This is a genomic window from Pseudomonas khavaziana, from assembly GCF_036704165.1.
Taxonomy (GTDB): domain Bacteria; phylum Pseudomonadota; class Gammaproteobacteria; order Pseudomonadales; family Pseudomonadaceae; genus Aquipseudomonas; species Aquipseudomonas khavaziana.
In genome coordinates this window covers 5574769-5587104 of sequence record NZ_CP129946.1, presented here as the reverse complement: position 1 = coordinate 5587104, position 12336 = coordinate 5574769, and the positions used below count along the sequence as shown (strand labels likewise).

At 57.3% G+C, this 12336-nt stretch carries 13 protein-coding genes; 4 read left to right on the top strand and 9 right to left on the bottom strand.

Going from position 1 to position 12336, the window contains the following annotated elements; translation table 11 throughout:
• Positions 1-138 precede the first annotated feature (138 nt).
• Positions 139-456: a hypothetical protein gene (locus QYQ93_RS25060; RefSeq protein ID WP_043048438.1), complete on the top strand. Its 318-nt coding sequence runs from the start codon at positions 139-141 to the stop codon at positions 454-456.
• 6 nt (positions 457-462) lie between these two features.
• Here QYQ93_RS25060 and QYQ93_RS25055 read toward each other — a convergent pair whose 3' ends face one another.
• Entirely contained in the window at positions 463-2286 is a 1824-nt protein-coding gene (locus QYQ93_RS25055) for a hypothetical protein (RefSeq protein WP_338475715.1), read from the bottom strand.
• A gap of 162 nt (positions 2287-2448) precedes the next feature.
• Between QYQ93_RS25055 and QYQ93_RS25050 the strand changes: the two genes are divergently transcribed.
• Entirely contained in the window at positions 2449-2937 is a 489-nt protein-coding gene (locus tag QYQ93_RS25050; protein WP_005791582.1) for a TIGR00645 family protein, read from the top strand.
• A gap of 15 nt (positions 2938-2952) precedes the next feature.
• On the opposite strand, the gene QYQ93_RS25045 is transcribed toward QYQ93_RS25050, so the two are convergent.
• From QYQ93_RS25045 to QYQ93_RS25020, 6 genes are all read right to left on the bottom strand, one after another.
• A complete protein-coding gene (locus QYQ93_RS25045) occupies positions 2953-4386 on the bottom strand; it encodes an ArnT family glycosyltransferase (RefSeq protein WP_338475714.1) in 1434 nt (477 codons plus the stop codon).
• Positions 4387-4502: 116 nt separating this feature from the next.
• Complete coding sequence (locus tag QYQ93_RS25040; RefSeq protein WP_338475713.1) at positions 4503-5528, bottom strand: hypothetical protein; 1026 nt, start codon at positions 5526-5528, stop codon at positions 4503-4505.
• Between the two features lie 106 nt (positions 5529-5634).
• Entirely contained in the window at positions 5635-5889 is a 255-nt protein-coding gene (locus tag QYQ93_RS25035; RefSeq protein ID WP_094774590.1) for a DUF6124 family protein, read from the bottom strand.
• 415 nt (positions 5890-6304) lie between these two features.
• Positions 6305-6838 (bottom strand): hypothetical protein, encoded by a 534-nt coding sequence (locus QYQ93_RS25030; RefSeq protein WP_338475711.1) that lies wholly within the window; start codon positions 6836-6838, stop codon positions 6305-6307.
• 128 nt (positions 6839-6966) lie between these two features.
• Complete coding sequence (locus QYQ93_RS25025; protein ID WP_338475710.1) at positions 6967-7218, bottom strand: DUF6124 family protein; 252 nt, start codon at positions 7216-7218, stop codon at positions 6967-6969.
• A gap of 620 nt (positions 7219-7838) precedes the next feature.
• Positions 7839-8357, bottom strand: a complete 519-nt coding sequence (locus tag QYQ93_RS25020) for a cysteine hydrolase family protein (RefSeq protein ID WP_338475709.1) — start codon at positions 8355-8357, stop codon at positions 7839-7841.
• 312 nt (positions 8358-8669) lie between these two features.
• On the opposite strand from QYQ93_RS25020, the gene QYQ93_RS25015 reads away from it, so the two are divergent.
• Positions 8670-9593, top strand: coding sequence for a phytanoyl-CoA dioxygenase family protein (locus tag QYQ93_RS25015; protein WP_338475708.1), 924 nt, complete (start codon positions 8670-8672; stop codon positions 9591-9593).
• A gap of 32 nt (positions 9594-9625) precedes the next feature.
• Positions 9626-10585, top strand: coding sequence for a DMT family transporter (locus tag QYQ93_RS25010; RefSeq protein WP_043048429.1), 960 nt, complete (start codon positions 9626-9628; stop codon positions 10583-10585).
• A 55-nt stretch (positions 10586-10640) separates the two neighbouring features.
• Here the strand turns inward: QYQ93_RS25010 and QYQ93_RS25005 are convergent, their stop codons facing one another.
• The gene (locus QYQ93_RS25005) at positions 10641-10958 is read right to left on the bottom strand and encodes a hypothetical protein (RefSeq protein WP_056845772.1); all 318 of its coding nucleotides are present in this window, start codon (positions 10956-10958) and stop codon (positions 10641-10643) included.
• Positions 10959-11368: 410 nt separating this feature from the next.
• Positions 11369-12271 (bottom strand): hypothetical protein, encoded by a 903-nt coding sequence (locus QYQ93_RS25000; RefSeq protein WP_338475707.1) that lies wholly within the window; start codon positions 12269-12271, stop codon positions 11369-11371.
• Between the last annotated feature and the right edge of the window lie 65 nt (positions 12272-12336).

Sequence of the window (12336 nt, the reverse complement as noted above, 5' to 3'; positions counted from 1 at the left end):
ACGCCCGTTGGTCCCTACAACCTTGGTTTGGCGCGTTTTTCTTCTATTCTCAATTCAGGGATATCCACAGGAGTCGCAGGATAGAGACAGCCTCGCCTTGCGCTGGGGCTGAACACCGATCTACCGAGGGGCGCCGCCATGTCGCGCAACCTTTGCCTTACCCGCCAGTGCCTGGGCCTGGTCACCCGTATTGAATGCTCCATTCGCCCACTCGCCGGGGACAACGGACTGTGGACTTTATTGTTTGCCGCTGGAATGTCGGGCGAACAGCCTTCCACCGTCAAGTCCGAGGGCCCGTTTAATGGGCCCTGGGTGGCTGAAACAATGCTGGGTTCCATCGTCGATAACCTGACCTTGCATGGCTACGAGCAGATGGACGAACCGCAAATCTGGTGCCTGCACCTGCAAGCCCATCTGCGCCAACTCAATGGCAGTCAAGAGCGGCTGGCCCTGTAGTGCCGGCTATTTGCTCTCAGGCTTGTCCAGCTTGACCTCAAAGCCGTATTGCACGGTGCTGAGGTCGGTGCGCTGGTAACTTTCCAGCGTCGTCGGCTGGCCGTAGAAGTAATGCACGTCAAACAACGCCGTGCCGTATTCCTCGGCGCGGTGGCTGACGCTGAGGATCTCCTTGAGGTAGTTGCCGCTGGCGTCCTTGGCATAGAAGCGCCAGCTATCGGATGGGAAATCCTTCTGGTCGACGATCAGTGCGTTGTCCTTGAGCGACAGGCCCTTGGGCAGCTTGGCCACGTCAATCGTGGTTTTTTCAATACTGGCCAGGAAAAGCGGTACGGACCCCACTACAAACGCCGGAGTCTCAGGGAACAGGTTGAGGTCGTAAGTGAGCGTGCCGCTGGCGGCGTTCAGCTCGAACGCCTCGGTCGGCAACTCGATAGGCTCGCCGCGTTCGCCCTTGTCGTCGGCGGTGAAGAAGGTAATAGGCGCATCGCTGTTGTTACGTTCGGCGCCGACCAGGTCGTCATTGAACGTATAGGGGTGATCAAACACGATTTTCGCCGCGCTGGCATCTTCGGTCGATTGGCTGATGGTGACGCTGCCTTTGAGCTGGTCCTCGCTCATTGAGGCATCTTTTAGCCAACTGGCGGCGCTGTCGTCATACACCGTGACCGGCATCGGCAGGGGCTGCACGGTCTGCTGCAGGCTGTTTCTGTCGAAGCGCAGCACCGGCAGGTCCAGGTCTTTGTGGGTGACGGTAGCTGTAGAAAAATCCAGCACATTGACCTGCAGATTGTCGATCAGCCCATTGAAATACACCTTGGCGTAATGGCCGCTCTGCTTGTGTTCGAAGGCTTTTTGTTCGTCGGTAAGCTGTTTCTCGAAGGCCTCGGACCAGGTCTTTTGTTTCTGCATTTCAGCCAATTGTTTCTCATAGAACGCCACTTGCGCGGCACTCTCGTTGATCGAGCCTGAGCGCGTGAGAAATTGCCCGGTGCTGTCCCGTGCCTGCACCAGCAGCGGGTTCGGCGACTCGTCGCCCAGTTCGGCGGCGAGGGGGGCGCTGTTGGTCAGTTCGATCTCGGCGTAGTTCTTTTCCAGCGCCAGCAGGTTGAGGGTGATACCGCCCTCGGTGCGTTTATGGCCGACGTCTTTTTTCGTCAGATCGAACGTCAGCACCTTGCCCGGGGTGACCACCTCGACTGCGCCCTTGAGGCTGACCGGCTGTGGCTGGCTTTTGTTTTCCGTCTCGATGCCCTCGATAAACGGATACGTGACCGTCAGGTCGTCGGGATTGTTCAGGTTGGAGCTGCTCGGGCTCAGTTGGATGCCAGGATCGGTTTCCGACCACTCCGGCTGGAAAGGAATGACTTTATTGTTGCTTAGGGTGACCGATTGCCATTCCAGGCCATGGGGGAAGGGGAACTGGTCGGGGGCGTTGAAGTTGAACGGGAATACCGGCTGCAAATCCGTCAGATAGTCCGAATGGGAGGTCTTGCGCAGCACGAACAGGCCGTTGATATAGGTGTCCACCAGGGCTTGCGGGGTCGGGTAGTGCTTGAGCAGGGCCAGGCTGTCTTCGCCGTACTCGGCTTCGATGGGCTTGCTGGCAAGCTTGAGGCGCGCACGCTCCAGCAACAACAGCGAGCCGCCGAGGTCGGCGATGGCGTCGCGCAGCTTGGGATCCTGGATGTCGTCCAGGGATTGTTCGAATTGGGTGGTCTTCTCTTCGAGGGTGGCTTGCTTCTGCTCTTCTTTGGGGGAGCAGCCGCTGGCCATCAGCAACGCCGCGCACAGGCCGAGCGTGGCCAAAGGGGATCGCACATCCATCATCTGAGTTTTCCTGTCCGACATCATCGAGCCGAGTTGATGGTCTCGACACTAGCAGAAAAACTCTCTTACAGATGCCACTTGGGTCAGTTTTCTAGCGGTGACAGGGGCCGGGTGGCGGCTGGTATACTCGGCGCCATTTTTAGCCAAGCTGTGTGAGATTCAATGGAACGCTTTATCGAAAATACGATGTACGCCTCGCGTTGGCTGCTGGCGCCGATCTACCTGGGGCTGTCCCTGGGCTTGCTGATCCTGGCGCTGAAATTCTTCCAGGAAATCATTCACGTGATTCCCAACATCTTCACCATGTTGGAAGCGGAAGTGATCCTGTTGCTGCTGTCACTGATCGACATGGCCCTGGTGGGCGGCTTGCTGGTGATGGTGATGATTTCCGGCTACGAGAACTTCGTCTCGCAGCTGGACATCGATGAAAACAAGGAAAAGCTCAACTGGCTGGGCACCATGGACTCTTCGTCGCTGAAGATGAAAGTGGCGGCCTCCATCGTGGCGATTTCCTCCATCCACTTGCTGCGCATCTTCATGGACGCCAAGAACGTCGATCCGCAACACCTGATGTGGTACGTGATCATCCACATGACCTTCGTGGTCTCGGCGTTTGCCATGGGCTACCTGGACAAACTCACCAAGCATTGATGCACCGCGCCGGCCTTACTGCTCGACGAAGTAGTAAGGCTGGCGGTTGATCGCCATTTGCTTGATCACCGTGACCGGCTCTTTCAGCCGGTCAGTATGGTCCGTCAGCGCGACGTTGCCGGGCTTGTCGGCAAGGAAGGCGCGCAGCTCGGCTTCGGTCTTGAGGATCGGCAGGTAGGCTTGCAGGTAGAACACGCTGGCGCCGGCGATCCGCTCGTTGGGCTGGAACATCGCCACCGCTTTCCCTTCGTCCTGCAGTGTATGGATCTGACTCATCACCGGTACGAATGAGTGGCGCACATCGGCTTTAGGTGCGAACCAGAATGCCGCGCTCAGGTAACAGGCGATGGCCAGGCTGAAAACCCCGGCGATGATGCGCCGGTGGTAACGGTACAGCGCCGGCTTGTGTGCCTTGGCCCACTCCAGCAACACCCGTGCATATTCGGCGGCCAGCACGGCAGCGGCCGGGGTGAGTGCCATCAAGTAAACCGTGCGTTTGCTCGAAGCCAGGGTCAGCAAGGTGAACTGCGCCACCAGCCACACGCTGAAAAACAGGCGATAGCGGTTGCGCACCAGGTTTTTACGGAAGTGCCACAGGCCCAGGTACACCAGGATATTCCAGGGCAGGAACGCCTCTGGCAGCTTGGCGATGTAATAGTAGAACGGCTCGTAATGCCCGGCTTCGACAAACGAGCCGCTGAAGCGTCCGACGCTGTTGGTCCACAACACTTCCCCCACGGCCTGCATCCCGCCGCGTTGAAACAGAAATCCCAGCCAGATCAGCAAGGGCACCAAGGCCAGCAGCGTGAATAGTGCCGGTTTGAGCCAGTCACCGATGCGCAGGCGCCTATCCATCAGGCTGGTGCTGAGCAGGTAGACAAAGATCACGATGCCCGGCATTGCCAAGCCCAACACGCCTTTACTCAAGGTGGCGATGACCATGCCGGCGGTAAACAACGCCCAGGCCCACACACTGGAGCCTTCAGGTTCTGGCCGTACCGCCTGATAAAACCCCAGCAGAGCAGCGGTGACACCGAGGCTGAGCAACGAATCCTCACCCACCCCCCGCACATTGCCCCAGTAACTGGCCATGGTCGCCAGGATCAACGCGGCACTGAATGCCAGTGTCTGCGGTCGTCCAAAGCGGCGCAGCATGCCGTACAGCAGCATCACGCTAAACAAACCGGCGAACGCCGAGGCCAAACGCACCGCCCCGGTGCTGGCGCCAAACAGGCGAATCGCCCCGGCGTCCAGCCACAGGCTCAGGGGTGGTTTTTCCAGGAACGGCTCGCGAAACAGACGCGGCACCACCCAGTCATCGTCCAGGTGCATCGCCATGGCGATCCCGGAAACCCGGGCTTCGGTGGAGCCTTGCAGCTCGTGGTTGCCGAGGGCGAAGAAGAACAATAGACCAGCAAGCAGGAGCAGCAGGGGAGCGGGACGCGTCATGGAATCTGGCTACCGGGGCATGAGACCGATCGGGCGACCGGTCATGGGTAGTCAGGGAGTATACGAGCGCGATTCTTAACCTTTGGTGAACGGCTGTGGGGTTTTTCTCGGGCGAGTCAGGGCAGTTTCAAGCTGGGCACTGCCGCTTTGCCTTGTGCGGTCAGCACCGGCTCCAACTGTTCCCAGGTGAAGGCCAAGTCGTTGTCGCAACCGTCACCATTGGCCGGTGTCGAGAGTTGCAGGCCCTGGGTGTTGAAGCTGAGGTGAAAGTTGGAGTAATCGGTGATCGCCGGGCAGCCCTCGTCGGTAGTGGTTTGCTTGGCCAGCCAAGTGCTGAAGGCGGCCGGCAGCTTCAAATGGCCGGAATAGGCGTCATGCCATTGCTGATGGCCGCCGAGCCAGGTCCATGGGTCCACATTCTCACCGGTTTGCAGGTTCCAGGAGTGCAGCCCCCAACTGATGCCCATGGCGCCTTGGCCTGCGGCCCAGCGGTAGAACCGCACGGTGAGAAATTGCGATGACCAATAGGCGGGCTCAACCTCGATCTCACTGGTATAGGCCGAGCCGTTTCGGCCCAGGTATTCACGCCGTTCATAAAAATAGTCGGTTAGATCTTCGTCATTGACGGCCAACGCGGCGAGTTGCTGATTGATCTTCTGCACCGCCGGGCCATCGCCCGCAAGCTTGAGCGTGACGCGGGGGCCTTGGGTCTTGAGCTGGTAGGTGTGATTTTGGAAAGTTTTCTTCTCAGTCTTGATCGGCAGCGGCGCGGCTTCCATGGGCGCGTTATAGGCATCGCTGCCGCAGCCGTCCGTACCAATGCGGCGCAGGGCCAGTGGCAGCGGCGTGCCGCCATCGGTTTTGCTCCAAGCACCAGAAAGGGTATCGCCCTGAGGTTTTTGCAGGGCCCAGAAACCGGTGTTTCCTTCCTCTACCCAAGGGGCGTTGTCGTTGGCCTGGGTCAGCTGAATCGGGGTACGAATGCGCTGATAGTAATAACTGCCATGCTCGCCGTCGGCGCCGTTGAAACACACGGTGATAGCGGACTTGCCCAAAGTACCTTGCCAAACCCCGGCCAGCTCGGCAGCGGTGGCGAATGAAGGGATGAAGGCGAGGGCGATAACGGCGAAGGGCTTGAACACGGGTATCTGACTTCCGGTTGTCTGATAAAGGCCGTCAGGGTAATGGGAAGTGTGAGGGGATGCCAGCGGGCGAGATGCGGTAAGGCAGCTCGCCCGTTTTCGTGTTTTAGGGTTGTGGCGGATGGGTAGTGAATGGCTGGGTGTTCAAGACCCGTTCTACTAGTAGCTCACCTAGAACGATCAATTGCTGAGCAGCCAGCAACTTGTGGCGGTGCGCGCCTTCAAGCTCGAAAGCCAGGTCGGTAGTCATGGCGTTGAGAGAGGCGAGGGTTTCGCTGGCTTGGATTAGCAGGGTTTCGGGGTGGATGTTTTCGGCGAGCGTGAAGAGGGTGGTTGGGGGATTGGGGGTGATTTTTTTCATGGCTGAAACTCCTTGATTGATGGAGTCGCCAGACATCGCTGCTAAACGAAAAGGGTGGCGACCGTACGCGGGTTAGCAGACCAGGAATCAAGGAACCCGGCGCACCCGAAAGTGCCCCACGCACAGCCGCCATGATACGAACCAGCGGATGCTGAAAGCATCGCTTGAACGGATGGTGGCTTTGCAGGCCTTGATATTAACCGAGCTGCTAAACCCGGTCGCTGATTTTGCAGCGACAGGGGAAGGCTAGGCTTGTTGGGCTGAGTGCGCTAGTTCACCGACAGCTCGGCATCTTGCGGGAAAATTCCGAAGCCCAGCCCTGTTAACCTCCCGCGTCGTCAGGCTCTGTTAAAAGCTCCAGTCCTCAGCCTGAACCAACTGGCAGAACGGCCCGCACTGCCCGGTGCTGGTGCCTTTAGTGAACGGATGGGGAAATATTGAGCGCAGGCGTTGCGTTCATCACCACAATCCCCAAGGGCCCGCTGCGCTTTTCCACCGTCGCCCAGCCCTGATCACCGCTACCACCCACATGGCAGATCTTGATCTGCTTGTTCACTTCCGTATCGAACACCAGGATGCCCGAGCAACTACGGCTGCCGCCTGTTGTGTATTCGTACTGGGTTGTGTAGGTGCTGAGCGTCGCACTTGTAAGAAGGATGACGACTGCCAGCAGGGAGATCATGGCCATGGCACTTGCGATGAACGTACCGAGAAAAATTTTCAATCGGTCCATGGGCTTTTTACGCAGCCATTCGGTTTTCCTGACTCGCCACACATAGAGCGTCAGCACAATTGCCAGCACCGGCGACGCGATCAGGCAGATTTTCTCGGCCAACGGCTTGAAGTGCACAGACGGCCAGATAACGAATACCCAGGCCAGCACCAGCGCCATGCACACCAGCATGCCAATGGCGACCGGTATTACGAAGGCGTAGGAGTTTTTGTTCAATGGGAGTTCGTCCTTGTCATCAATGCTTTGAGGGCCGCGGCGGGGGATATGATGGCAGTGATGCGCTTGGATGTCTGAGACGCATGACAGAAAAAGGCCGAGCCGCTGAACGCGCCTCGGCCTTTTGATTACTGGAAGGTTTGCCTGTCTTGGGTGAGCACCAGCACCCGCTCAACCAACAGCTCACTCAGCACGGTGAGTTGCTGAGCGGCTAACAGCTTGTGGCGGTTGGCGCCTTCGAGTTCGAAGGCCAGGTCGGTGGTCATGGCGTTGGGAGAGGCGAGAGTTTCGCTGGCTTGGATCAGGAGGGTTTCGCAGGAAATGTCTGGAGAGATTATGAAGAGGTTGGCGGTGGGGGGATTGGGGGTGATCTTTTTCATGATGAAGCTCCTACACTGTTCAAGGAGCTGCCTCCCCTGCTGTCAAACAGAATAGGTGGCAGCTGTACGCGGGTTGACAGACCGGAAGTGTAGGAACCCGGCGCACCCGAAGATGCCCCACGCACAGCCGCCATGAACAGGGCGGAATGCGTACGCATGCCGTCTTATCACGGGGTGTGAAAGATTACACTTTTCGGCCTGTCAAAGCCGGACGCTGATCATCAGCGACGCAAAGAAGTTAGCGTTGTGAGGTGGCTTGCGCTAGTTCACCAACTGCGCGGCAACTTGCGGGAAAATTCCGAAGCTAGGCCCTGCGGGGTTCAGCCTGGATTCATGATTATTACTGGTGTGTTTTTGCCAGGCGAAAAAAAGCTCAGGACTGCTGGGCAGGTTCTAACAATTGCCTGCGCGCTGTACTGAGCTGGTAGAGGGTTTTGTTCAGTCGCTGCCTGAGCGTCAAGGACGAGATGGGGCTATCGTCGAATCTGGCGCTGCCATTGCTGCAACAGTCGCAGGTTATTCGCGACAGATGAGTTTGACCAGTTCACCAACAGCGCGCCATATCGCGGGAAAATTCCGAAGCACTGCTCTGGCGACTTTCTTTCCTCCGGAAACCTCTGCTAAAAGCTCCAGTCCTCAGCCTGAACCAACTGGCAGAACGGCCCATTGAGCGTGGCATTGTGATGAGTCACGATGGCCTCGGCTTTCATCAAAGGCGTATCAAAACAGGTATGACCGTCGGCGATAAGCACCGCATCGAAGCCAAGATCACGCGCGGCACGGCAGGTGCTGTCGACGCAGTATTGCGTTTTCATCCCCGTGACTACCACGCCGGTGGCGCCGCTGGAGCGCAGATTGTCAGCCAGATCAGTCATTGCAAAAGCGTTTGGCCGGCGCTTTTCGAACACCACTTCCCCACCCAGCAACTTCAGTTCCTCTGCAACCAGCGTAAGCGGGCTGCCCGGCTCGATTGGCGAGCCAGCGGGGCCGATGTGGCGTGCGAGAAAAATTGGCGCGCCTGCGCTGCGGGCCTTGTCCATCAGAGTATTCAGGGTTTCCAACAGCTCGTCGCAGCGCCAGGGCTTTTCCGGGCCGTGGATGAGTCCGACTTGGATATCGAGTATCAACAGGGCGTACATAGGTGCATCTCCTTGCGTGTGAACCAGCGACACAAGGCATAAAAAAGGCCCGTCCATCGCTGGCGGGCCTTTGAAGTGTTCGTTTGTTATTGGCTCACGACACCTCGCACGCTCCGCTTTCAGCGGTCGTGGTGGTGGTTGTCGAGGTGAGGCCATAGGTAGTCATGACCTGACACTAGCAATATCGCCGACGACTGGCAAGCCAGCATCCAATGTCGCCTCAGTGCGCAAAACAGTCGTCTGGGTTCAAGTCACAAGCGCCCACCTATTGCATGCTTGAGTTCAAACGCTGGCATAAAGGAGGCCACGGTGATGCAATCCCAGGAAAAGGACTTGTCTCTTGTTAACAACCTCTCGTTCAGCAGCGATGAAATCGAAGCATTTCGTCGCCAGGGGTTTATCAAACTCAAAGGCTTCTTATCTGAGCACGCCATTCAATCCTTGAAGCAGGCGGCCCGTTCGAAAGTGATCTCTGCACAGGAGTCGAAGTCCGCCTACGGGGATTCCTTCAGCCGGTTGACCTACGATCTGGGGACAACCGACGCGGTGAAAAACATCTATTCCTCGATCGCTTTCAGGACGGCCTTGGTGACGTTGATCGGGCATCCGCTGATCATGACCGAGTCCCAGAGTTTCGAGCTTACCCCGCAGAAAGAGGGTTTTGCCTGGCACTACGATTCCCTGAGCTTCAGGTACATCCGCCCTCAGGACGCCGCCTTCAGCGTGTGGATCCCGTTGGATCCTATCGACAATTCAGGCCAGCGCGGGGGCATGGCTTATTTAGCCGAAGACATCTATAGCGCAAAAGCGAATTTCCAGATGGCCAGCCTGATTTCCAAAAGGATGGATGCCGGCGTTGCCGTGGAGGATTTTTCCGCGCATTTGCGAGCTGTGTTCCAAACCCCCAGCCTGCTCACCGACCTGTTTGAAACGTATAAAACCCAGGACGATTTTGCATTGGGCGACGTAATGCTGTTCACCAAATCGATGTGGCACCGCTCTGAACCGCTCTTGCCAGGACCGCTCGCGACTCGCCTGGCGGTGACCATGCGTTTTCTCGATTGGCGTTCACGATTGGACAAAACGATGTTCGAAGGCGAGTCTGAAAGCGGTGGCGGCGTAGGGATGGGGGTCAACTGGGGCAGGCCGACCCAGACCGCCTATGGTTCGCAATTTACCGACATCAATGACGGCGAGGAAATTCGCACTTCCACGTATTGCGGCCCTGTCATCTGATGTCCCCGAAGGTTGCCTGCTGAGGAACGCTAATGTCCAGATCCTACGTGCTGGGGGTGGCAGCTGCGGTATTTGCCACCTTCAGTTGGGCGCTTAATTTTCTGTCGCCCTACATGATGGGCGCGTTCGGTCCGATTGACTTCATCACCCTGCGGTTCATCGTATCCGGCTGCATCGGCCTGGTGATGCTGCGCATCTATTGGCCAGGCGACCCCGTTTTAACCAGGCGCTCAATCCTCAACGCCGGGCTGCTGGGCGTGCTTGGCTATGCGGTGTACATCGGTTGCATCATGGGCAGCGTGCTCAATGGCGGCGCTATCATCGCACCGGCATTCCTGAGCGCTACCCCAGTCATCATCGCGGTCGCGGGCAATATGATCGAGCGCACCACCACCTGGAGCAGCCTCGCTGTCCCAATCATCCTGGCGATTTGCGGGTTGGTCGCGGCGAACTATGGCACCTTGGTCGGGGTTTTAGACAATGACCTGACCTCCTACCTGGCCGCGGTCAGCTACGCCGTGGGCGCGGTGCTGACCTGGCTGATGTTCAGCATACTCAACCAGAAGATGCTGGCGAAAATCCCCAGGGTACACGCAGGCCTATGGACCGGCCTGATGATGGTTGGCGCCGGTCTGAGCGTGGTTGTGTTCGTGCCGTTCGGGCTGGTACTGGACCTGTACACCTATCCGCACCTGGACCTGCACTTGGGCAACACCCTGCCGGTGCTGGCTGCCGCAGCGGCGCTGGCCTGTGTTGCCTCCGTTGGCGGCGCATGGGCCTGGAATTTTGCCAGCCAGAGGCTACCGATGGCCCTGTCCGGGCAGCTTATTTCAGTGGAAACCATATTCGCAGTCGCCTTTGGCCTGATCGCCGAGCAGCGCTTGCCTACCGGCCTTGAGGTTCTGGGTATCGTTGGGCTGCTGGCAGGTGCTTCGATTGCGGTGAGGGTGATGGCTCAGGGGAATCGCGAAGGGGTGAAGGTGCAGGCTTGAGTGATCGAGCTGGCGGGTGCGGCGGGGTATGGCGATAGGTGAACAACAGCGTTGATCAGAATTTAATCAACCTGAAACGATAGGCCACGACCAGCACCGTTGGCCAGAACAGCGTATTGACGATGTCATGGAGGCTCGCGCCCCACCGCCAGTATCCCAAGCTCGCCTTATCATCCATAAGATCGAACAACTCGATGAGGCTCGCCCCCGCCAACACCACCAACCAACTGCTGAGTGAGCCCAAGGATTTTCGAGTGATGCAGCTGGTAGCGATCAGCAAACCCAGACCTACATAGATATGCAGGGCGTCCCTCGAGAGACCGGTGGCTGAGATGATGCCAAGCTTGAGTGATTGCAGTGTGGAAGGGTCCATTGAGTGTTTCCTCGTTTACCGGGGCTTAGGTCCATGATAGTTACCCGTGGTTTGATGGGTTGTCACGCTCAATAGCCGGACATGAAAGCCCATTCGTTTCAGGGCCACGTTGGCTGTCTGGCTTACGATGGGCTGGGGGAGTGGGCATTGCTTTCGTTTGGCTGGACGCTGTAGAGGGTGTTGCTGAGGGGCTGAGCCTTGTGAGAGTTCGCATCAATCGATAACCACTTGTCATGCGTCCAGATGCAGAAAAACCCGCACTGGGCGGGCTTATCTGGTGTGTCGATTGGCCGGGGTAATCTGAATTGATTATTTATGTAATTGATTTTAAATGATTAATATCGGTTTGTTTTTTCGTTGGAATACTTTTTGGAATACTAGGATCTATGCGCTGAGTCAATCCGAGCGCGTCAATCGCTTTGATCTGCTTCCCACGGTTTCGGCAAAAGATCGCTGGGCATAGTGAACCGTCTTTTCTTTTGAGTCCCCACTTTCATCGTGGTCAGTTGGGCGTCGACTTGAGCGCAGGTAGGAACGTTGTCATTCGTCTGCGGGCTTAAATTCACCGCAGCTGATTGCTCAGGTTGGAGCTCGTCCGCAATTGTGGTTGTGGCCGGCACTTGGCTGCCATGGAGTGATTCGGGGAGAGGAGTATCTGTTCGTTGCTGTTCCTGGGAGGCTTCCGCAATCGGTAACGGCCTCGGTGCACCTGAGTACACTTCGGTCACTTCGTGCACAGTGTTTACGTCGTCTTCCACAGTTGTCTCAGGGTGGCGGGCTGACTTTGGGAACTCCCCGTTATCCCTTTCACCAGTATTGTTCGGTCCCTGGAATGAGTAATTACGAGCTGCTCGCGGGGCTTGCTTCGATTGTTGCGTTTGTCGCTTACGGATATGGGCTTTGTAAGCCTTAGTGATAAGGCTTTCCAGCAATGCTGTGGCGCTCCTTCCCTGGTCCTCGGCCATTTCACTCAAGTTGGTTTTGGCTGACGTGTTCAGAGTGAAGGCGCACACCTTCTTGCCTTTCGCGGAATCCCGCCGGTCCTTTTGCCGCCAGGCAGCTTTCATGTCTTGGAAGATTTCGCGTCCATCGTTCCGACGCTCAATCTTTGCACCGAGCTCCAGCATTTCTCCATGTCTCGCAAAAAGCATTGGGGAACTGGCGCGATTCTCTTTATCGAAAACCTGGAAGCCCTTCGCCCATAAGTAATCCAGGGCCCATTGCCGCTGGGTCCCATTCTCTGGGTCAAGCCACTCTAGGCCCGGTTTCCGTTTACGCCCCATTGTTAGCCTTCTGAGGATTGTGAGGTTCACTCAATCGTAGCCTTTTAACGTGGGTTTATTCAATTAATTACGAATACCGTTATGCAGTCACGTTA

What these genes read in the sequence shown, in the direction of transcription:
- QYQ93_RS25060 (WP_043048438.1), top strand. Translation starts at nt 139, where the DNA reads ATGTCGCGCAACCTTTGCCTTACCCGCCAGTGCCTGGGCCTGGTCACC.
- QYQ93_RS25055 (WP_338475715.1), bottom strand. Translation starts at nt 2,286, where the DNA reads ATGATGGATGTGCGATCCCCTTTGGCCACGCTCGGCCTGTGCGCGGCG.
- QYQ93_RS25050 (WP_005791582.1), top strand. Translation starts at nt 2,449, where the DNA reads ATGGAACGCTTTATCGAAAATACGATGTACGCCTCGCGTTGGCTGCTG.
- QYQ93_RS25045 (WP_338475714.1), bottom strand. Translation starts at nt 4,386, where the DNA reads ATGACGCGTCCCGCTCCCCTGCTGCTCCTGCTTGCTGGTCTATTGTTC.
- QYQ93_RS25035 (WP_094774590.1), bottom strand. Translation starts at nt 5,889, where the DNA reads ATGAAAAAAATCACCCCCAATCCCCCAACCACCCTCTTCACGCTCGCC.
- QYQ93_RS25025 (WP_338475710.1), bottom strand. Translation starts at nt 7,218, where the DNA reads ATGAAAAAGATCACCCCCAATCCCCCCACCGCCAACCTCTTCATAATC.
- QYQ93_RS25020 (WP_338475709.1), bottom strand. Translation starts at nt 8,357, where the DNA reads ATGTACGCCCTGTTGATACTCGATATCCAAGTCGGACTCATCCACGGC.
- QYQ93_RS25015 (WP_338475708.1), top strand. Translation starts at nt 8,670, where the DNA reads ATGCAATCCCAGGAAAAGGACTTGTCTCTTGTTAACAACCTCTCGTTC.
- QYQ93_RS25010 (WP_043048429.1), top strand. Translation starts at nt 9,626, where the DNA reads ATGTCCAGATCCTACGTGCTGGGGGTGGCAGCTGCGGTATTTGCCACC.
- QYQ93_RS25005 (WP_056845772.1), bottom strand. Translation starts at nt 10,958, where the DNA reads ATGGACCCTTCCACACTGCAATCACTCAAGCTTGGCATCATCTCAGCC.